Annotated in this window: 22 protein-coding genes; 6 read left to right on the top strand and 16 right to left on the bottom strand. The window is 68.1% G+C overall.

Annotated elements, in window-relative coordinates:
• Nucleotides 1-9 precede the first annotated feature (9 nt).
• The 6 genes from JOF56_RS17750 to JOF56_RS17725 all read right to left on the bottom strand — a co-directional run bounded on the left by JOF56_RS17750 (nucleotide 10) and on the right by JOF56_RS17725 (nucleotide 4,297).
• A complete protein-coding gene (locus JOF56_RS17750; RefSeq protein WP_209639173.1) occupies nucleotides 10-558 on the bottom strand; it encodes a F0F1 ATP synthase subunit B in 549 nt (182 codons plus the stop codon).
• Between the two features lie 28 nt (nucleotides 559-586).
• Nucleotides 587-853, bottom strand: a complete 267-nt coding sequence (locus JOF56_RS17745; protein WP_209639171.1) for an ATP synthase F0 subunit C — start codon at nucleotides 851-853, stop codon at nucleotides 587-589.
• A gap of 71 nt (nucleotides 854-924) precedes the next feature.
• A complete protein-coding gene (gene atpB, locus JOF56_RS17740) occupies nucleotides 925-1,710 on the bottom strand; it encodes a F0F1 ATP synthase subunit A (protein ID WP_209639169.1) in 786 nt (261 codons plus the stop codon).
• A 196-nt stretch (nucleotides 1,711-1,906) separates the two neighbouring features.
• Nucleotides 1,907-2,353: a Cg1360 family ATP-synthase-associated protein gene (locus JOF56_RS17735; protein WP_209639168.1), complete on the bottom strand. Its 447-nt coding sequence runs from the start codon at nucleotides 2,351-2,353 to the stop codon at nucleotides 1,907-1,909.
• The gene (locus tag JOF56_RS17730; RefSeq protein WP_307855144.1) at nucleotides 2,350-3,504 is read right to left on the bottom strand and encodes a glycosyltransferase family 4 protein; all 1,155 of its coding nucleotides are present in this window, start codon (nucleotides 3,502-3,504) and stop codon (nucleotides 2,350-2,352) included. The genes JOF56_RS17735 and JOF56_RS17730 overlap by 4 nt, the downstream gene beginning before the upstream one ends.
• A gap of 142 nt (nucleotides 3,505-3,646) precedes the next feature.
• The gene (locus JOF56_RS17725) at nucleotides 3,647-4,297 is read right to left on the bottom strand and encodes an L-threonylcarbamoyladenylate synthase (protein WP_209639166.1); all 651 of its coding nucleotides are present in this window, start codon (nucleotides 4,295-4,297) and stop codon (nucleotides 3,647-3,649) included.
• A 65-nt stretch (nucleotides 4,298-4,362) separates the two neighbouring features.
• Between JOF56_RS17725 and JOF56_RS17720 the strand changes: the two genes are divergently transcribed.
• Nucleotides 4,363-4,725 carry a DUF7919 family protein gene (locus JOF56_RS17720; protein WP_209639164.1) on the top strand — a complete coding sequence of 121 codons (363 nt, stop codon included), beginning with the start codon at nucleotides 4,363-4,365 and terminating at the stop codon, nucleotides 4,723-4,725.
• Between the two features lie 87 nt (nucleotides 4,726-4,812).
• The gene (locus JOF56_RS17715) at nucleotides 4,813-5,052 is read left to right on the top strand and encodes a hypothetical protein (RefSeq protein WP_209639162.1); all 240 of its coding nucleotides are present in this window, start codon (nucleotides 4,813-4,815) and stop codon (nucleotides 5,050-5,052) included.
• On the opposite strand, the gene prmC is transcribed toward JOF56_RS17715, so the two are convergent.
• The 3 genes from prmC to rpmE all read right to left on the bottom strand — a co-directional run bounded on the left by prmC (nucleotide 5,033) and on the right by rpmE (nucleotide 7,261).
• Complete coding sequence (gene prmC / locus JOF56_RS17710; protein ID WP_209639160.1) at nucleotides 5,033-5,896, bottom strand: peptide chain release factor N(5)-glutamine methyltransferase; 864 nt, start codon at nucleotides 5,894-5,896, stop codon at nucleotides 5,033-5,035. The two genes, JOF56_RS17715 and prmC, sit on opposite strands and share 20 nt — an antisense overlap.
• A 16-nt stretch (nucleotides 5,897-5,912) precedes the next feature.
• Nucleotides 5,913-6,968 (bottom strand): peptide chain release factor 1, encoded by a 1,056-nt coding sequence (prfA, locus tag JOF56_RS17705; protein WP_209639158.1) that lies wholly within the window; start codon nucleotides 6,966-6,968, stop codon nucleotides 5,913-5,915.
• A gap of 80 nt (nucleotides 6,969-7,048) precedes the next feature.
• Complete coding sequence (gene rpmE, locus JOF56_RS17700; RefSeq protein WP_209639156.1) at nucleotides 7,049-7,261, bottom strand: 50S ribosomal protein L31; 213 nt, start codon at nucleotides 7,259-7,261, stop codon at nucleotides 7,049-7,051.
• A 242-nt stretch (nucleotides 7,262-7,503) separates the two neighbouring features.
• Between rpmE and JOF56_RS17695 the strand changes: the two genes are divergently transcribed.
• On the top strand, nucleotides 7,504-7,896 hold the full coding sequence (locus JOF56_RS17695; protein WP_209639154.1) for a hypothetical protein: 393 nt from the start codon (nucleotides 7,504-7,506) through the stop codon (nucleotides 7,894-7,896).
• A 23-nt stretch (nucleotides 7,897-7,919) separates the two neighbouring features.
• Here the strand turns inward: JOF56_RS17695 and rho are convergent, their stop codons facing one another.
• The 6 genes from rho to JOF56_RS17665 all read right to left on the bottom strand — a co-directional run bounded on the left by rho (nucleotide 7,920) and on the right by JOF56_RS17665 (nucleotide 15,744).
• Entirely contained in the window at nucleotides 7,920-9,896 is a 1,977-nt protein-coding gene (gene rho, locus JOF56_RS17690; RefSeq protein ID WP_209639152.1) for a transcription termination factor Rho, read from the bottom strand.
• 355 nt (nucleotides 9,897-10,251) lie between these two features.
• Nucleotides 10,252-11,124 (bottom strand): homoserine kinase, encoded by an 873-nt coding sequence (gene thrB, locus JOF56_RS17685; RefSeq protein WP_209639150.1) that lies wholly within the window; start codon nucleotides 11,122-11,124, stop codon nucleotides 10,252-10,254.
• Complete coding sequence (gene thrC / locus JOF56_RS17680) at nucleotides 11,121-12,182, bottom strand: threonine synthase (protein ID WP_209648316.1); 1,062 nt, start codon at nucleotides 12,180-12,182, stop codon at nucleotides 11,121-11,123. The genes thrB and thrC overlap by 4 nt, the downstream gene beginning before the upstream one ends.
• Nucleotides 12,183-12,190: 8 nt before the next feature.
• Nucleotides 12,191-13,468: a homoserine dehydrogenase gene (locus tag JOF56_RS17675; RefSeq protein ID WP_209639148.1), complete on the bottom strand. Its 1,278-nt coding sequence runs from the start codon at nucleotides 13,466-13,468 to the stop codon at nucleotides 12,191-12,193.
• Nucleotides 13,465-14,901, bottom strand: a complete 1,437-nt coding sequence (gene lysA / locus JOF56_RS17670) for a diaminopimelate decarboxylase (RefSeq protein ID WP_209639146.1) — start codon at nucleotides 14,899-14,901, stop codon at nucleotides 13,465-13,467. The genes JOF56_RS17675 and lysA overlap by 4 nt, the downstream gene beginning before the upstream one ends.
• A gap of 3 nt (nucleotides 14,902-14,904) precedes the next feature.
• The gene (locus JOF56_RS17665; protein ID WP_209639143.1) at nucleotides 14,905-15,744 is read right to left on the bottom strand and encodes a DALR anticodon-binding domain-containing protein; all 840 of its coding nucleotides are present in this window, start codon (nucleotides 15,742-15,744) and stop codon (nucleotides 14,905-14,907) included.
• A 78-nt stretch (nucleotides 15,745-15,822) separates the two neighbouring features.
• Here JOF56_RS17665 and JOF56_RS17660 point away from each other — a divergent pair, with 78 nt between their 5' ends.
• The 3 genes from JOF56_RS17660 (at nucleotide 15,823) to JOF56_RS17650 (ending at nucleotide 18,229) form a co-directional block, all read left to right on the top strand.
• Entirely contained in the window at nucleotides 15,823-16,533 is a 711-nt protein-coding gene (locus JOF56_RS17660) for a thioredoxin-like domain-containing protein (protein WP_307855143.1), read from the top strand.
• Nucleotides 16,534-16,619: 86 nt separating this feature from the next.
• A complete protein-coding gene (locus tag JOF56_RS17655; protein WP_209639141.1) occupies nucleotides 16,620-17,498 on the top strand; it encodes a thioredoxin-like domain-containing protein in 879 nt (292 codons plus the stop codon).
• Nucleotides 17,495-18,229, top strand: coding sequence for a DUF305 domain-containing protein (locus tag JOF56_RS17650; RefSeq protein WP_209639139.1), 735 nt, complete (start codon nucleotides 17,495-17,497; stop codon nucleotides 18,227-18,229). Before JOF56_RS17655 ends, JOF56_RS17650 begins: the two co-directional genes overlap by 4 nt.
• Here JOF56_RS17650 and JOF56_RS17645 read toward each other — a convergent pair.
• On the bottom strand, nucleotides 18,226-19,374 hold the full coding sequence (locus JOF56_RS17645; protein ID WP_209648314.1) for an ROK family transcriptional regulator: 1,149 nt from the start codon (nucleotides 19,372-19,374) through the stop codon (nucleotides 18,226-18,228). The two genes, JOF56_RS17650 and JOF56_RS17645, sit on opposite strands and share 4 nt — an antisense overlap.
• Between the last annotated feature and the right edge of the window lie 64 nt (nucleotides 19,375-19,438).

The raw sequence follows: 19,438 nt of genomic DNA, 5'->3' as shown, positions 1-19,438 counted from the left end.
TGCCGTCCCCTACTTCTTCGCGGGTGCCGACACGGAGTCCAGCTCTTCGAGGAACCGGTCGACGGTGCCGCGGCGGCGGGCCTCGTCCTCAAGGGACTCACCGACGATGCGGCTGGCCAGTTCGACCGCGGTACGGCCGAGCTCGGCACGCAGTTCCGCGACGATCTGGGCCCGCTGGGCCTCGAGCTGGTTGCGGCCCTGCGCCACGATCCGGGTCGCTTCCTCCTGCGCCTGGATCCGCAGCTCCTCACGGATCTGCTCGGCCTCGATCCGCGCGTCGTCCCGGATACGGGCGGCGGCGGCGTTGGCGTCGGCGAGCAGGTCCTTGTACTTCTGCAGGTTCTCCTCGGCCTGAGCCTGAAGCTTCTCGGCCTTGTCGATCCCGCCTTCGATCTTCTCGGTGCGCTCCTTGTAGGCGGCCTCGAAGCGCGGGACTGCGAACTTCCACATCACGAAGAGCAGCGCGACGAACGCGACAAAACCGATGATGATCTCGGAAGTGTGCGGAAGTACCGGGCTCGGAGTCTCCTCCGCGGCGAGATAGAGCTTTGTCAGCATGACGTCTCCCAACGCTTCCCGGGCCGGATCAGCTGGTCGGGCCGGTGCCCGCGATGAAGAAGAACACCAGGCCGATCAGGGCGAGCACCTCGACCAGAACGAACGTCATCCACGCGATACCCATGAGCTTGCTCTGGGCCTCCGGCTGACGGGCGGTGCCGTTGATGACCGCGGCCCAGATCAGACCCACACCGATACCCGGGCCGATGGCGCCGAGGCCGTAACCGATGAGCGACAGACCGGGGTTGAGGTTGCCGTTGAACGTGTTCTGTGCAAGGACGACAGCTGCACTCACTTGCTTTTCCCTTTCATTCGTCTCCGCGAACTCTCGCGGATCGGGGGTCTTGATGGTGCCGGCGGACTTTCTCAGTGCTCGTCGGCCAGGGCCATACCGATGTAGTTGGCCGTAAGCAGAGCGAAGATGTACGCCTGCAGAACCATGACCAGCGCCTCGAGGAACGTCATGGCGATCGCGAAGGCGAACGAGATCAGCGCGACGGGCTTGAGCGGGCCGCCCGCCTCGATGAGCAGGTATTCGCTGGCGATGGAGAACACCATGATGATCAGGTGTCCGGCGAACATCGCCGCGAAGATCCGGATCGCGAGGTTGATCGGGTTCATGATGAACTTGACGAAAACCTCGACCGGGGTCAGCAGGAAGTAGATCGGCCACGGCGGGCCCGACGGCATGACCTGGTTCTTGACGTACCGGCCTAGCCCGTGCCGGCGGATACCGGCGTAGTTGAAGACCGGGTAGACGATCAGGATCGCGATCGCGAAGGCGTACCCGATGTGCGACATCGTCGGGAACTGCACGATCGGGATCAGGCCGTAGATGTTGTTCACCAGCATGAAGGTGAAGATGGTGAAGATCAGCGGCACGAACCGCTTGAAGTCCTTCGAGCCGATCTGGTCGCGGGCGATGGAGTTGCGCGCCACGTCGTAGATGAACTCGGCGGCGAACTGCACCCGGCCCGGAACCAGTTTCATGCGACGTGTCGCGATCAGGAAGAACGCCGCGATGATGATCACCGAGAGCACGACGAGGATCATCGGCTTGGTGACGCCCGCGAAAATCGGCGGCAGGAAGAAATCCTTCACACCAGGCGGTGTGAACTCGCCACCCTCAGCCAGGAGCATCTGCGCGCCCAAGTGGGCTCCTTCCGGTTCTCCCGGCCGGCCGTTTCACACTGCCGGGGGAATCGTCACGTTCGGGACTTAACGTACCTGACGTACTGCAGGCACTTCGCAGCGGCTCCCCGCTAGTCAGCCGGGAGGGCCGCGGTGCCCTTCACGCGCACGTTACCAACTCGCATAACGGGCGTACGGTTAGGGGTCTTTCCAGCACTCAGCTGGGGATGATCGTAGGCAGGTTGGTCTTGCGGAAGGCCATCATGTCGGCCGCCGCGGCGGTCAGGATGCCCACGAGCATGGTGATGGCCAAGGAATACGAGTGAACGGCCTCGACACCGCGCAGCGGCAGGAACACCACCATCAGGATGATCATCTTGACGATGAGGCCGCCCAGTGCCGCCGCCAGACCGGCGTGCGGGCCGTGCTTGGCTGAAATTCTCATCAACCAGAAGGTGAACATTGAGGACGCGCACGCGGCGACCGCGCCGATACCCGCGCCCAGCAGGCCTGCCATGCCGTTGAGCACCGTGAAGACGACGACAGCCACCAGCAGCGCGGGCACCATCACCTTGGCCTGCCAGCGCAACATCGCCTCGGCCAGCCGCTGCAACGCCTCGGTGTGCGTCTTGGGCAGGTCCGGTACCTCGAAGTTCTCGCTCATCTCGCCCTGAGTCTAGGGATGGCCGAGACGAGCAACGCAACCAGGAGGCCGATCGCCACCCCCCACACCACGACGAGCCCGTCGAACAGGCTCAGCGAGACAGCACCGAACGCGAGCACCGCGGCCCACAAGTAGATCAGCAACACGGCCCGGCGCTGGGAATGCCCGATCTCCAGCAGCCGGTGGTGCAGGTGCATCTTGTCGGCGTGGAACGGGCTCAGACCGCGGCGAGTCCGGCGGATGACCGCCATCAACAGGTCGAGCAGCGGCACGAACAGCACGGCGGCGACCACGATCAGCGGCGACAGCACGGCCAGGGTGTTCGTCGGGCCCAGCTCGTTGGGCACCTGCCGGCCCGCGGCCGACGTGCTGCCCGCGGCCAGGGTCAGACCGATCAGCATCGAGCCGGAGTCGCCCATGAAGATCCGGGCGGGCTGGAAGTTGTGCGGCAGGAAGCCGATGCACGCACCGGCGAGCGTGATCGAGATCAGCGCGGGCGCGTAGTTGACCACGTCGTTGCCGGTCTGGGAAAGCAGGTGGAACGAGAACGTGCAGGTCGCCAGGGATGCGATCACACCTATGCCGGCGGCCAGGCCGTCCAGTCCGTCGACGAAGTTCATCGCGTTGATCAGCACCAACGCCAGCAGCACGGTCAGCAGGCCGCCCTGGTTCATGTCCAGCGAGATGAGTGAACCCGTTGGGCCGTAGTCGTTTCCGCCCCACGGCACCCACACCAGCACCCACTGGATACCGAACAGCACGATGATCCCGGCCGACATGGTCTGGCCGGCGAACTTGGTCAGCGCGTCCAGCTCGAACCGGTCGTCGAGCATGCCGATCAGCATGATCACGCCGCCGCCGACGAGCACCCCGACGGGATCCAGCAGGTAGTCGAACGAGCGGCGCAGCAACGGAAGCTGGTGCGCCAGCAGCATCCCGCCGCAGATACCGAGGTACATGGCCAGGCCGCCCAGGCGCGGGATCGGCTGGGTGTGCACGTCCCGGCTGCGCGGTATGGCCACCGCGCCGATCTTGAACGCCAGCAGCCGGACCGGGCCGGTCAGCAGGAACGTCAGGGCGAGGCTGGTCAGGCCGACCAGCAGGTACTCCCGGATCGGCAGGCCGTTGAAGGGGATGGCGGTACTCGGCACGTTCAGCTCCGTGGATACGCCGGCCGGTCGGTGGCCAGGCGGGACACGCCAGCGATCACCCTCAGGCCGGCCCGCCCAGCGTACGCGGCGGACCCACCGATGATGATCTTGGGGCAGAACGCCACCCAGTACTCCCTCATGCTCAAGCCGGGCTGAGAACCTCGACGCCGAGGGCGTCCGAGACGTCCTGGCGACTGACCGCGCCCTCGCGCAGCAGGACCGGGTCGCTGCCGGTGAGATCCACGATCGAGGACGGCACCGGATCCCCGGTCGGTCCCCCGTCCAGGTATACCGCGACTGACTCGCCTAGCTGGTCACGGGCTTCCTCAGCCGTGGCAGCAGGCGGGTGCCCGGACCTGTTCGCGCTGGACACGGCCATCGGGCCGACATCCCGCAGCAGTTCGATGGCGACCGGGTGAAGCGGCATCCGAAGCATGACAGTGCCCCGCGTCTGCCCCAGATCCCAGGCCAGGCTCGGCGCGTGCGGCAGGACAATGGACAGGTCTCCTGGCCAGAACGCCTCGACGAGCTTGCGCGCGTGATCCGGCACGGACAGCACCAGACCGTCGATGGCCGTCCAACTGCCGACGAGAACACCGACCGGCATGTCGGGGCCACGGTTCTTGGCCTCCAGCAGCGCTCGCACCGCGCCACCGTCGAACGCGTCGCAGCCGATCCCGTACACAGTGTCCGTCGGGATGACCACAAGCCGCCCGGACCGCACCGCGCCCGCGGCAGCCGCGAGCCCATCCTGCCGGTCCTCGGGCAAGGAACAGTCGTACAGGGTGCTCACGCCCCGAACTCTAGTCCTCACCCCACAGCTCGCCGCGACAGCCACCCCAAGTCCAAAATAGCCAAGTGACCACGTACAAGGACCTGTCGCCCTACTCGTACTGGAGGGCCGACGAGGAGCCCGACAGCATGGCGGATCTCAACGTCGGCTGGCTAGGTGGCGCGGGCTTCGACACCGGTCCGGTCGACGCAGCGTTCCTGGCCGCGCTGCGAACGCGCCCGCAGACCAACCAGACGCGCGGATTCCACGTCTGTGGACTGTGCATGCAGTCGGGTTCGGCCGACGACGCGGCGTACGGCAGCGCCGAGATCCACGTCCGTGGCCAGAACGGGGTCGTCTACGGGGCACCGACATTGATCGTTCACTACGTCGAGGCGCACAACTACCGGCCTCCTCAGGCCTTCATCGACGCTGTCCTGGCGAGCTAGGCGACGCCGCGTCGCCACACCACCTGCGCGATCTCTGCCGCGCGGATCTGCCACGCCTGCCGCCGGAACGCCATCACGATTCCGTAGATGGCCAAGCAGGACCTGCTCGATCAGCTCGCGGCCCTACGCACCCAGGTCGAGCCGCTGGACAGGCCCGAGGCCATCACCCGCATCGACGACCTCACCGAAGAGGCGTCGGCCGAGGAACTCGACGAGAAGGGCGGCATCAAGGCGTTCGACCGGCTCAAGGGCGCGCTGGCCGGGGTCGCCGCGGTGACGGGCCTGCTGGCCGGCATCGAGGACCAGGTCAGGGCGCTGTTCTCCTAGCGGTGGCGAAGCGAGGACGGCCGGCGAGGTCCTTGTGGTCCTGGGCTTCGGACAGGACGCGGCGGGTCCTCAGCAGCGCTGGGACGGATTCGCCCTGGGTGTCGTCGTGTTCGATGCCGAGGAAGCCGCCAGGTTTGAGCAACCGGGCGGCGCAGGAGACGACGCTCTTGATCACGTCCAGGCCGTCCGGGCCGCCGAAGACCGCCAGGGCCGGGTCGTGATCGGCGACCTCGGGCGGGACCTCGGTACCGGCAGGCACGTAAGGCGGGTTGCACAGCACCAGATCCACCGTGCCTTCCAAGTCTGCCAACAGTTTCGGGTTGGTGACGTCACCGGAGTGCAGCCGGATCGGGGTGTCGCCGGCCTCGACGCGGAGATCAGCGTTGCGACGCGCCCAGGACAGCGCGACTGAGTCGATCTCGACGGCGTGCACGACCGCGTCTGGCCGGGTATGGGCGAGCGCCAGAGCCAGAGCGCCGGATCCTGTGCAGAGATCGACGACCAGCGCACAGTCCGGCAACACCGAAAGTCCCCACGCCAGCAGCAGATCCGTCTCCGGGCGGGGGATGAACACGCCGGGACCGACATTCAGCGTGATCTCACCGAGCCAGCCGATGCCGGTGATGTGCTGCAGTGGCTCACGTTTCGCGCGTCGCGTGACAGCCTTGCCCAGAGCGTCCACAACGGACGGATCGATCAAAGGTATCAGCGGCAGGCGATTGCGCTCCACACCGAGCACATAGGACGCCAGCAGTTCCGCGTCGGTCCGTGGACTGTCCACACCGGCCTCGAGGAGAATCCGTTCGGCCTCACGGATAGCCAGTCGCAGCGGGGTTCGCGTCATGGCGTCACAGCATAGGTCAGCCGCCCGCGGCGGCCAGACGCTCGGCCCGGTCGGCCTCGGCGAGCGCGTCGAGCACGCCGTCGAGTTCGCCTTCGAGGACCTGGTCGAGGTTGTAGGCCTTGTAGTTCACGCGGTGATCGGAGATCCGGTTCTCCGGGAAGTTGTACGTGCGAACGCGTTCCGACCGGTCGACGGTGCGGACCTGGCTGCGCCTGTCGTCGGACGCCTTCTTGGCGGCTTCCTCGTCGGCGAGGGCCTGCAGGCGGACCTTCAGCACGTGCATGGCCTGCGCGCGGTTCTGCAGCTGGGACCGCTCATTCTGGCAGGAGACGACGATTCCGGTGGGCAGGTGCGTGATCCGGACGGCCGAGTCGGTGGTGTTCACGCTCTGGCCGCCGTGCCCGGACGAGCGGAAAACGTCCACCCGCAGGTCCTTCTCGTCGATCTCGACCTCGGACTCCTCGATCTCGGGGTAGACGAGCACGCCCGCGGCCGAAGTGTGGATCCGTCCCTGCGACTCCGTCACGGGCACGCGCTGAACGCGGTGCACGCCGCCCTCGAACTTCATCCGGGCCCACACGCCGTCCGGGTCCGAGCTCTTGGATTTAACCGAAAGTGTGACGTCCTTGTAGCCGCCCAGGTCCGACTCGTTCGCGTCGAGCACGTCGATCTTCCAGCCGCGGCGTTCGGCATACCGGGTGTACATCCGGAACAGGTCGCCGGCGAACAGCGCGGATTCCTCGCCGCCTTCACCGGACTTGATCTCGACGAGCACGTCCGAGCCGTCGTGCGGGTCACGCGGCAGCAACTGCTCGGAAAGACGCTCCTCCAGCTCAGGGATGCGCTTTGTCAACGCATCGGCCTCAGCGGCGAAAGCCTCGTCCTCGGCGGCGAGTTCCTTGGCCGCGGCCAGGTCCTCGCGGGCGCTGTCGAGCTCGCGAAGGGTCTTCACGATGGGGGTGAGCTCCGAGTACCGGCGGCCGAGCTTGCGTGCGCGCGCCTGGTCGGCGTGCACAGCCGGGTCAGCCAGCTCACGCTCCAGTTCGGCGTATTCGTTCAGCAATTCGTCCACGGTTCACCCTCCTTCGCGAGATCAATCTCTGGACACGACAACGGCGCCCGCCCCAAAGGGGACGAGCGCCGTGGGCGTCGCTACTTCTTGCGCTTGCCGTAACGGGCCTCGAAGCGCGCGACCCGGCCACCGGTGTCCAGGATCTTCTGCTTGCCCGTGTAGAACGGGTGGCAGTTCGAGCAGACCTCGACGTGGATGGAACCGGAAGATTTGGTGCTACGGGTGGTGAAAGTATTCCCGCAGCCGCAGGTCACCTCGGTGGTGATGTACTCCGGGTGGATACCGCTCTTCATGGATCTCGCCTCTCGACTACTACACAGTGGCCGCCGGGTCCCCGCATGGTGTCTGGGGTGAACCGGAGCCGGACTCGACCTACTAGTTTGCCAGACGCGCTGACCAGCTTGTACAACACCTCCCCCGAGGTGTTCATTCCCGCTCGCCCGCTCGTCGCGGGCAGGTCACCAGTCACCGCACAGCCGCGTGTCCTGGCCGCCCCAAGCTTATGACCTGAGGCGACAGCGACCACACTGACCTCGTGCAATGCGCCGTACGCCGTCCGCTCCCGCTGCTCTCCTGGGCAGCGCTCCCGGTCGTGTTCACGGCAGCTGTGCTCGGTCTCACATCACTGGGCCAGCTGTTGCTCGGCCTGCCCGGTGAGGTGCTGGTGACCAGTGCGCATCTGGGCGCGGCCGCCGGTGTGACGGCCATGGTGGGTTACTCGATCGAGTGGCCGCCGCGCTGGCGGTGGGTCCACTGGCCCTATTCGATCGCCGTTCTGCTCGCCGGGCTTGCCCTGCACGGGCTGATGATCCCGGCGGTCATCATGATCGCCGCCGCGATCCCCAGCGGCGCCGTCCTGCTGCGAATGGCGTGGGTACACCGCTCGATCCGCAGGCCACGAACCGTCGTGAGTGGCCAGCCAGGCTGACTGGCCACTCACAAGGGCCGTTCTCAGTCGTCGCCCGCGCCCGGGGTGGTCTTGGCCACCTGCATCAGGAACTCGATGTTGGTGCGGGTCTTGCGCAGCCGGTCGAGCAGCAGCTCGATGGCGGCCTGCGGCTCCAGGGCGTGCAGCACGCGGCGCAGCTTGTGCGTGACCGCCAGCTCGTCCGGCGAAAGCAGCAGGTCTTCCTTACGGGTGGACGACTGGTCGACGTCCACGGCGGGGAAGGTGCGCTTGTCGGCGATCTTGCGGTCCAGCTTGAGCTCCGCGTTGCCGGTGCCCTTGAACTCCTCGAAGATCACGCTGTCACCGGCGGAGCCGGTCTCGACCAGCGCGGTCGCGAAGATGGTCAGCGAGCCGCCGTTCTCGATGTTGCGCGCGGCACCCAGGAAACGCTTCGGCGGGTACAGCGCGGTCGAGTCGACACCACCGGACAGGATCCGGCCGGACGCCGGCGCGGCCAGGTTGTACGCACGACCCAGACGGGTGACCGAGTCGAGCAGGACGACCACGTCGGTGCCCATCTCGACCAGGCGCTTGGCCCGCTCGATCGCCAGCTCCGCCAGCATGGTGTGGTCTGACGGCGGGCGGTCGAAGGTCGCGGCTATGACCTCGCCGTCGACGTTGCGCTGCATGTCGGTGACTTCCTCAGGACGCTCGTCCACCAGGACGACCATGAGGTAGCACTCCGGGTTGTTCTTGGCGATCGCGTTGGCGATCTGCTGCAGAACAGTGGTCTTACCCGCCTTGGGGGGCGACACGATCAGCGCACGCTGGCCCTTGCCGACCGGCATCACCAGGTCGATCACACGGGTCGACAGGATGTGCGGCTCGGTCTCCAGGCGCAGTCGCTCGTTCGGGTAGAGCGGCGTCAGCTTGGTGAACTCCGGCCGGGCCTTGGCCTGGTCGGGGTCCATGCCGTTGACGGTCTCGACACGCACCAGCGGGTTGAACTTCTGCCGCTGCTGCTCGCCCTCACGCGGCTGGCGGACCAGACCGGTGATCGCGTCACCACGGCGCAGGCCGTAGCGGCGCACGAGCGACAGCGAGACGTACACGTCGTTCGGGCCTGCGAGGTAACCGGAGGTACGCACGAACGCGTAGTTCTCCAGCACGTCGAGCACACCCGCGACGGGCAGCAGGACGTCGTCCTCACGGACCTCGGTGTCAGTGCCACCGCCACCGCTGCGGCCTTCACCCTCAGCGCGGCCACCACGACGGCGACGGTCACGGAAGCGACGGCCACGACGGCCGCCCCTCTCGTCGTCGTCATCGTCGTCCGGCGCGTTGTTCTGGTTCTGGTCCTGCTGACGGCCCTGACCACGATCACGGTCACGGTCACCGCGGTTGTTCCGGTCGCCACCGCGCTCGTTACGGTCCCCGCGCTCGTTACGACGGTCGCGGCCCTGGCGCTCACCGCGCTCCGGGCGGTCCTCGCGGGCGGCCTGGGGCTCAGCCTTGGGCTCGGCGGGGGTCTCGGCCTTGGGTTCGGCCTTCACCTCGGCGGGCTTGTCCTGCTTGGCCTCCGAGGACGGCGCTGACGGCGCTGACGGCACGGCCTCGGGGCTGCCCGCGGGACGGCCTGCGCGGCGGCGACGGGGCCGGCTGGGTGCCTGCTCCTCGTCGGCTCCGGCCTTGTCGGCCTTCTCCTCCGCGGCGGCGGGCTTCTCGATGGCCCGCTTGGGTTCCTTGGCGGCGGACCTGGGCGGCTTGGCGGCCGGCAGGTTGTCGAGCGGCAGCGTGTCCGCGGTGCCCCCACCACCGGACCCGCCCTGCCGCTCCTTGATAGCAGCGATCAGATCGCCCTTGCGCATCCCGGTCGTACCGGTGATGCCGAGCGTGCCGGCCAACTCGCGCAGCTCCGCCAGCACCATGCCTGACAGCCCTGCACGGCGGCGCGGGGCACCGCCGTTGGAGCCGGCGACCTGGGACTTGTCGGGAGTGCCCGCAGCCGTATCGCTGCTCAACAGATCGGTGTTGCTCACTAATGTCCTTCCTGACCGGTCCCCGCCTCCTACGTGGACCAGCGGACCGCCGCCCGACGGAACGCGGAACGGCTTGTCTCTCCGTCCTCGGCGAGCCCGGGTCAGCGCGTCGGCCACGAATTGAGCCAGGCGCGAGACTCGGTCGCCAATACGGAGCATCGGTCACCACAGCTGTCGGGAAACCCTTGGACATCGACTCCAGCTTGGTGGGGCCGACATCCTTTAGGCAGATGCGACCCAGGAAGAATTCCCTGGGAAGACACCGGGCGCCCGTGCGCGCGGTGACTGAACGCTCCCGAGGGTAGACGGCGACGCGACGAGGTGCAACAACCACCCCCCGGCGCGTCGCGGCCACTCAGAGCGTCCTGACCTGCACTCCGAGCCGATCCGGTGGCAGCTGAAGGACATCGAAGCCGGTCAGGTCCACACCATCGGGCAATTTCCCGTCCTGGGTGAGCACCATCACTGTCGGCCCGGCACCGGAGACACAGGCCGCGAGGCCGTGCTCCCGCAAGATCCGTACCAGCCGGGAAGTCGCAGGCCAGGCGGCCTCCCGGTAGTCCTGGTGCAGGCGATCCGCGGTGGCCGCGAGCAGCAGATCGGGCCGTGTGGTGACGGCCTGGACCGCGAGTGCGGACCGTCCCGCGGCGAACGCCGCGTCGGCGTGCGGGACACGATCTGGCAACAGTTGCCTGGTCACGGCCGTCGCCGAGGATTCACCCGGAATGAGCAATATCGGCCTGAGTTCCGAATGCGGCTCAAGCCGTACAGCCCGGTAACGATCGTCCTCGGTCCACGCCACGACGAGGCCGCCGAGCAGGCTGGCGGCCGCGTTGTCGGCGTGGCCCTCGAACTCCGCAGCAACCTGCAAAGCCCGGTCGTCGACTTCCAGCCCGGCCAGGCCGTAAGCTGCCGCGACTCCGGCCACGGCGGCGGCGGCCGACGAGCCCAGGCCCCGGGAGTGCGGGATCGCGTTGCGGCAGCGCAATTCCAGGCCAGGTGGCCGCAAGCCGAGCAGCTCGCCCATCGCCCTGATCGCCCGGACGACAAGGTGTCCCTCGCCGTCATCGACCTCGCCGGCGCCCTCGCCCTCCACGGTGATCTTCAGACCGGCGTCGGCCACCCGGACCTCGACCACGTCGTAAAGCCCGATGGCCAAACCCAAAGCGTCGAAACCGGACCCGAGATTGGCGCTGGACGCCGGGACAGTGACCTCGACAGCTGTCACGTCAGGCCCAAAGCGGCAGCGACGGCACCGGCGTCGACCGGTACGGGCTCGACCTCGTGCATCGCCAGCAGAGCTGTGTCCGGGTCCTTCAATCCGTGCCCGGTCACCGTGCAGACCACGACCGATCCGGCAGGCAGCCGGCCGTCCTGCGCGACGGCGAGCAGTCCCGCGACGCCGGCTGCGGACGCGGGCTCGACGAAAACGCCCTCACGGCCTGCGAGCAGGCGATATGCATCCAGAATTTGCTCATCTGCAACCGCGTCGATAAGTCCTCCGGACTCGTCGCGGGCCTTGATCGCCCCGGTCCACGACGCCGGGCTGCCGATCCGGATCGCGGTCGCGATGGTCTCCGGGTGGGTCACCGGCTCACCGCGCACCAACGGCGCGGCACCGGCTGCCTGGAAGCCGAACATCCTTGGCGCGGCAGGGAGTACTCCATCCGTGGCGTATTCACGGTAGCCACGCCAGTACGCGGTGATGTTGCCCGCGTTGCCAACCGGCAGGCAATGCACGTCCGGCGCCCGGCCGAGCACGTCGCAGATCTCGAACGCGGCGGACTTCTGGCCTTCCAATCGGACCGGGTTGACCGAGTTGACCAACGCCACCGGGTGGTCGGCCGCGGTCTTGCGGGCCAGTTCGAGGCAGTCGTCGAAGTTGCCGTCGACCTGGAGGATCTTGGCGCCGTGGACCACCGCTTGAGCCAGCTTGCCCAGCGCGATCTTGCCGCGCGGGACGAGCACCGCACAGGTCAGCCCAGCGCGTGCGGCGTACGCGGCGGCCGAGGCCGACGTGTTGCCGGTGGAGGCACAGATGACGGCCTTGCTGCCTTCGGCGAGCGCGTACGTCATCGCCACGGTCATGCCGCGGTCCTTGAACGACCCGGTCGGGTTCGCGCCTTCGACCTTCAGCAGCACGCGGCTGCCGGTCAGCTCCGACAGGTGCGGCGCCTCCACCAACGGGGTACCGCCCTCGCCGAGCGTGATCACCTTGGCGCCCGCGGGCACCGCGATCCGATCGGCGTAAGCGTTGACGATCCCCGGCCATGCTGGGCTGATCACTGACGTGGTCACGATTCCTCGCCCTCGACGCGCATCACACTGACCACCTCGCGTACCGCGGGCAGCCCGGCAACCTTGTCCACTGTGGATTTCAAGGCGGCGTCGGGCGCCGCGTGGGTGACGATCACCAGGCTGGCGTCGTCGGTCCGCCCTTCCTGGCGCACAGCCGCGATGCTCACGTCGTGCTCGGCGAACACCGCGGCGACGCTGGCCAGCACACCGGCCTTGTCGGCCACGTCCAGACTGAGGTGGTACCTCGTCGAGACCTGCCCGATCGGCCGTACGGGCAGTGCGGCGTAGGCGGATTCCCGGGGCCCGCGGCCGCCGTGGACCCGGTTGCGGGCCACCGCGACAAGGTCGCCGAGCACCGCACTGGCCGTCGGCGCGCCGCCGGCGCCCTGGCCGTAGAACATCAACTGGCCGGCGGCCTCAGCCTCGACGAAGACGGCGTTGAACGCGCCGCCCACGCTGGCCAGCGGGTGGCTGCGCGGGATCATCGCCGGGTGGACGCGGACCGAGACCGAGTCGTCGACCTGCTCGCAGATCGCCAGCAGTTTGATCGTCCGGCCGAGTGTGCGGGCCGCGACGATGTCCGCGGAGGTGACCGCCGAGATGCCCTCGCGGTACACGTCGTTGGCCGTCACACGGGTGTGGAACGCAATGGAGGCAAGGATCGCGGCCTTGGAGGCGGCGTCGTAACCGTCGACATCGGCTGTCGGGTCCGCTTCCGCGTAGCCAAGACGGCTCGCTTCTTCCAGTGTCTCGCCGTAGTTCGCACCGGTCTCGTCCATTGCGGACAGGATGTAGTTGGTGGTGCCGTTGACGATTCCCATCACGCGCGTGATCCGGTCGCCGGCCAGCGACTCCCGCAGCGGGCGGAGCAACGGGATCGCACCGGCGACCGCGGCCTCGAAGTAGAGGTCCGCGCCGGACTCGTCGGCCGCGGAGAACAGCTCGCCGCCGCTCTCGGCCAGCAGCGCCTTGTTCGCCGACACCACGGACTTGCCTGCCCGCAAGGCATCCAGCAACAGGGTGCGGACCGGCTCGATCCCGCCGACCACCTCGACCACAACGTCCACATCGGACGTGACCAGCCCGGCCGCGTCCGCGGTCAGCAGCTCTTTGGGCACCTCGCGGTGGCGGTCCGGCCGCCGTACCGCGATCCCGGCGAGCTCGACCGGCGCGCCGACCCTGGCTGCCAGGTCGTCGGCCTGCTCATGCAGCAGCCGGACCACCTGGGTGCCCACGGTCCCGCAGCCGAGCAGCGCGACCCTGATCGGTTTCACTGGACCTCCAGAGCGAACAGGTCGTCGGTCGTTTCCCGGCGCAGCAACAGCCGGGCCTTGCCATCCTTGACTGCCACCACGGCAGGCCGCGGCAACCTGTTGTAACCACTCGACATCGCGTAGCAGTACGCGCCCGTCGCGGCCACGGCGACCAGGTCGCCCGGCGCGATCGTCTCGGGCATCCAGCAGTCGCGGACGATCACATCGCCTGCCTCGCAATGCTTTCCGACAATCCGGCTGAGTGTCGCCTTTGTGTTGCCGGAGCCTTCGTCGCTCGTCCGCGAGACCAGCCTGGCGTCGTAGACCGCGTCGTACAGCGCGGTACGGATGTTGTCGCTCATTCCGCCGTCCACACTGACGTATCGGCGGTACGCGCCCGCACCGAGCGTGATGTCCTTGATGGTCCCGACTTCGTAGACCGTGACCGTGCCTGGGCCGACGATCGCCCGCCCAGGCTCGACCGCGATCTTCGGCATCTCCAGGTTCTCGTGCTCGCACTCCTTGGACACGATCGTGCGCAGCTGCTCGGCCAGCCAGGCGGGCGGCGGCGGGTCGTCCTGCGGCGTGTAGGCGATCCCCAGGCCGCCACCGAGATCCACAGTGGACAGCCCGGCGATGCCCTCGGCCCCGTGCTCGTCGCGAAGCTGGGCCAGCAGCTTGATCACTCGGTGCGCGGCCACTTCGAAGCCGTCGACGTCGAAGATCTGCGAGCCGATGTGGCTGTGCAGACCGACAAGCTTGAGGCCGCCGGACTTCAGCGTGCGCAGGGCGGCTTCGGCCGCGTCGCCGGAGGCCAGGGAGAAACCGAACTTCTGGTCCTCGTGCGCGGTGGCGATGAACTCGTGGGTGTGCGCCTCGACACCGACCGTGACCCGGATCAGCACCGGCTGCACCACGTCACGCTCCCGCGCGATCTGGTCCAGCCGCGCGATCTCGTAGAACGAGTCGACCACGACCGCGCCGATCCCCGCGTCCACCGCCGCGGTCAGCTCGGCGACGGATTTGTTGTTGCCGTGCAACGCGATCCGCTCCGGCGGGAACCCGGCCCGCAGCGCGATGGCCAGCTCGCCACCGCTGCACACGTCCAGGCTCAGACCCTCCTCGGCGACCCACTTGGCGATCTCGACGGACAGGAACGCCTTGGATGCGTAGTGCACCAGCGACGGGTCGCCGAACGCCCGCGCGTGATCCTGGCAGCGGGACCGGAAGTCGTCCTCGTCCATCACGAACAGCGGCGTGCCGTACGTCTCGGCCAGCTCACGGACATCGACACCGGCCAGGCGGACCGCGCCGTCGTCGCCACGGGTGGCGTTGCGCGGCCAGACCTGCTCGGGCAGCTCATCGATCTCCGCGACGCCGGCCGGGCGCGGCCCGGCGGTGTTCCCGGGCAGCAGGACGTCCGCGTGCCGTGGTCCAGCGGGGTGGGCTCTCACTTCTCACATCCGTTCAGGGGCCGAGACGCCGAGCATCTCCAGGCCGTTCACCAACACTTGGCGTACCGCCAGGGCCAGCCGGAGCCTGGCCAGGTACACCGGGACGACCTCGTCGTCGCCCTGGGGCAGAGTCGTGCATCCGGGAGTGTCGTACCAGCGGTGCAGGCCGGCCGCCAGCTCCTGCAGATACCGCCCGACCCGGTGGGGTTCGCGCAGCTCAGCGGCGGTGGCCACGACTTCGGGGAACTCGCCGAGGGTCCGGATCGCGGCCCCCTCGTACTCGTGCGCCAACAACCCTAGATCGGCCCCGGCGGGTTGCATGCCGAATTTTGTGGAGTTCTCCACCACTCGGCAGATCCGGGCATGGGCGTACTGCACGAGGAAAAGTGGATTTTCCCGGACGCGCCGATCGAGCAGTTGCGGGTCCACCGGCGGCCTGCGGACCTGCGCGAACCGCTCCGCGTCGGTGTCTCCGCCGATCAGAGCCCTGATTGCCGGATGACGGCCGTACCCCGCGCCCGCGCTCTCGACGGCCACCACGATGCTGCCCAGGGCAGCCGGGGCGAGCCGGAGATTGAGGAACCCGGGACCCGCGACCTGCGCTTCGGCGATGTCACCGGTCGAGGTCAGCGCCTGCGCCAGCCAACCGGCCAGGTCCCGCGACGGCACCCCGATCTGGGTGCTCACCTGCAGTGCGAGGTTGGTCGCGTAGTCGCCGTGCGACGGGTTACGGGGCCGTTCGACGAAGACGGTTTCGGGCAGCACGGTACTGTCGAGTCCTCGGTCGGCGAGGACCTCGACGGCGGCAGCCCGGACCTTCCCGGCGAGCACGGCGGGGTTCACTCCGCGAAGTCTAGGTAGAGCGCCCCGACCAGGACGAACCGGCTCTTGATGAAGACGTGACGAAAGGGTGTCGGCAGCGTGCGTATCCCCCCTCTCCGGGTGGCCGTCATGGCCGCTGTCGTCCTGCTCGCCGGTGCGTGCAACTCGTCGGTGTCGGGTCAGCCCAGCAGCGGCTCGAACCTGCCCTCGTCGAACTCGTCCCCGCCGGACGCGTCCATGACCGAGAGCACCGGGACCCCCGAGGCCGCCGGGGACAACGACCCGTCCACGAAGATCAACGGGATCGAGATCAAGCAGTACAAGGGCGGCGACCACGTCCAGGCGCCGCAGCGCGTGGCCTACGACCAGAGCCCGCCGTTCGGCGGTGCCCATGACGGCATCTGGGCGGCATGCAACGGGGTGGTCTACACCAAAGCGGTCCGGTCCGAGCACATGGTCCACACGCTGGAGCACGGCGCGGTGTGGATCGCCTACAACCCGGACACGCTGCCGGCCGCCGGGGTCGAGACGCTGGCCAAGAAGGTCACCGGCGTCCCCTACATGGTGATGTCGCCGTACCCTGGCCTGGACAAACCGGTCTCGCTGCAGTCCTGGGGGCATCGTCTCAAACTGGACGATCCGGCCGATCCGCGTGCCGATGAGTTCATAAAGGCTTTGAAACAGAACAAGTACACCTACCCAGAGCCTGGTGCCACGTGCGATATTCCGACGAGCGCGTTCGACCAGGACAACCCGCCGCCGTTCGACCCCAGCCCTGCCCCTGCCGGGTCGAAGCCGGTCGGTAGTTGACATCCAGCAGACACCTGGTCCTTACACTGTGCTACGGGGTCCTGGGCAAGCGGTGAATCAGTAACGAGAAGAGGTCCGAGAGCGGCATGGCCAGCGGCACGAAGAACAAGAGCGGCGGGAAGTCCGGCGGCTCCAGGGGGAAGTCCGGCAGCGTCAAAGCGGCCCGGTCAGCCGCCGCGGTCAAGAAACCCAAGCCATGGGGCACAGTGGGGATCGTGGTGGCCCTCGTCGCCCTGGCCGTCGTGGTGTTCGGCTACGCGTACATCAAGATCGACGCGGCCACCGCGTGGAAGCCGTCGGACAGCAACAAGGACCCGTCGACTGAGATCCCGGGCATCGTGAAGGTCGACTACAAGCCGGCCCAGCACGTGACCGCGACCCAGCGCGTCGCCTACGACCACTCGCCGCCGTTCGGCGGGCCGCACGACCAGACGTGGGCCAGCTGTGAGGGCATCGTCTACGCCACCCCGGTGCGTAACGAGAACATGGTGCACATGCTCGAGCACGGCGCGGTCTGGGTCGCCTACAACCCGGACCAGGTCAAGGGCGGTGACCTGGACGTGCTCAAGGGCAAGGTCTCCGGCCAGGACTTCATCTCGATGTCGCCGTACCCGGGCCTGGACAAGCCGATCTCGCTGCAGTCGTGGGGCCACCAGCTCAAGCTGGACAACGTCAACGACGAGCGCATCGACCACTTCATCCAGGCGCTCAAGCGCAACGACTACCAGTACCCGGAGCCGGGTGCCCGGTGTGACGCCGGCGCGGAGTTCGACCCGAACAACCCGCCGCCGTTCGACCCGGCCCCGGCGCCGGCCGACGCGGTGAAGATGGACGGCACCGGCTCGCAGCAGGCCCAGGTCAGCAACGGCATGGAGGTGCCGCCGGCATCGGGCGCCACCCCGCCTGCCTCCGGCTCACCGGCCCCGTCCGCGCCCGCCTCCGGCTCGCAGCAGCCAACCCGGTGACAGTGGACGACCGGCTGGACGACGAGGTCTCCGTCGAGGACGACGAGGCCCCGTCGGGCAGCCGGACCCGGATCATCATCTTCTCGGCCGCGGCGCTGGCGATCCTCGTCGTCGGTGCCGCGATCGGGATGCTGATCACACTGGCGACCACCGGGCAGAACCCGCCGCCCGCCGCCGACTCGGTCGACGTCGGGTTCGCGCAGGACATGACCACACACCACCTGCAGGCGGTGTCGATGGCCAGCTGGGTGCGTGACCACACCGCGGACCCGACGATCAAGACGCTGGCGTTTGACATCGAGGGCACCCAGAAGACCCAGGTCGGCATGATGGCCGGCTACCTGGACATCTGGAACCAGCCGGAAAGCCGGCCGCCCAACCGCCAGGCGATGAGCTGGATGGCCACGGACGCCGCGGGCTCCCACAGCCACGGCAGCGTGAGCAACCACCCCGGTATGGAGCCGGGCCAGTTGATGCCCGGCATGGCGACCCAGGAAGAACTGGCCAAGCTGCGCAAGCTGACCGGCAAGGACCTGGACGTCTACTTCCTGCAGCTGATGATCCGCCACCACGAGGGCGGTCTGTCGATGGCCACCTACGGCGAGACGCACGTCCAGCTGGACCCGCTGCGTAACCTCGCCCGGACCATCGTCACCTCCCAGACTGGTGAGGTCTCGTACATGACGAGCCTGCTCGCCGAGCGTGGCGCCAAGCCACTGCCGCCGAACTAAGAGGTTTTCAAGGCCAGGGTTCGGTCGAACACGACTTCACGGGCCGAACCCAGGCCGACGGCGATCGCGCCACTGAGGACCGCGGTCTCGCCCAGCTCCCCGGCCACGATCTTCGGCCGGAGTGGCGTGGTGGCGCGCAGGGCCTGCTCCAACGGCTCCGCGAGCAGATCCGTATTGCTGCCGATGCCGCCGCCGAGAACGACGAGCTCCGGGTCGATCACGGCGGCGACAGCGCCGACGACGAAGGCAAGCTGCTTGGCCTCCTCGGCAACGGCTCGCTGGGCCGATTGGTCGCCGCGCCTGGCCAGTTCGAAGACTTCCTTGGCGGACTTGGCATCCAGGCCAAAGGCATGCGCCTTACGGACCACAGAATGGCCGGAGACCTCGGTTTCCAGCATGCCGCGCTCGGGCGGCTCTTCGCCTTCCGGTCGGCCGTACGGGAGGTAGCCGACCTCGCCCGCGGCTCCGTGGGCGCCTCGGAAGAGCTGGCCGTTCACGACGATGCCCATACCAATGCCCGTGCCGACAGTGATGCACACGAACACCTGCGCGCCACGGGCAGCGCCTGCCGTCAGTTCGCCGACAGCCGCGAGGTTGGCGTCATTCTCCACGACCAGCCCTGGCCCCAACGCGGTCGCGAGCTCCTCCAGCAGGCCTTTGCGGCCCCAGCCGGGCAGGTTCGGGGCGTGGTGCAGCGCGCCGGTCTCCGGGTCAGGGACTCCTGGACTGCCAACGACTTTCGACACGACGTCACCGAAACTGATGCCCGCGGTCGCCACCGTCTGCTCGGCCAGGTCACGGACCAGTTGGACCAGACTGCGGGCAGACCGGCAGCGGTTTCGTTCGTCCACACGGGACACAGTGGCGCCGGAGAGATCGGCGACCGCGAGCCGGATACGTTCCCGCCCGATGTCGACACCGAGCACAAAACCGGCGGCCGGATTCTCCTCGTACACCACCGCGCTTCGCCCTGGCCCGGCCGACGTCCGGCCGACTTCCCGGACCAGGTGGCGTCGCTCCAGGTCAAGCAGGGCCTGCCCGACAGTCGGTTTGGAGAGGCCGGTGTCCTTGGCGACCTGCGGGCGCGTGGCCGGGCCCGCGGAGCGCAGCCGGGCGAGTACCGCGCGTTGGTTCAGCTCACGCATTCCGGACGGTGTGCCCACCTGCGGCGTTGTGCCCACGTATCACTCCTTCAACAGCCTCAGGAGA

Source organism: Kibdelosporangium banguiense (genome assembly GCF_017876405.1).
GTDB classification, from domain to species: Bacteria; Actinomycetota; Actinomycetes; order Mycobacteriales; family Pseudonocardiaceae; genus Kibdelosporangium; species Kibdelosporangium banguiense.
The sequence above is the reverse complement of the archived record's forward strand: the minus strand, read 5'-3'. Positions and strand labels throughout refer to the sequence as shown.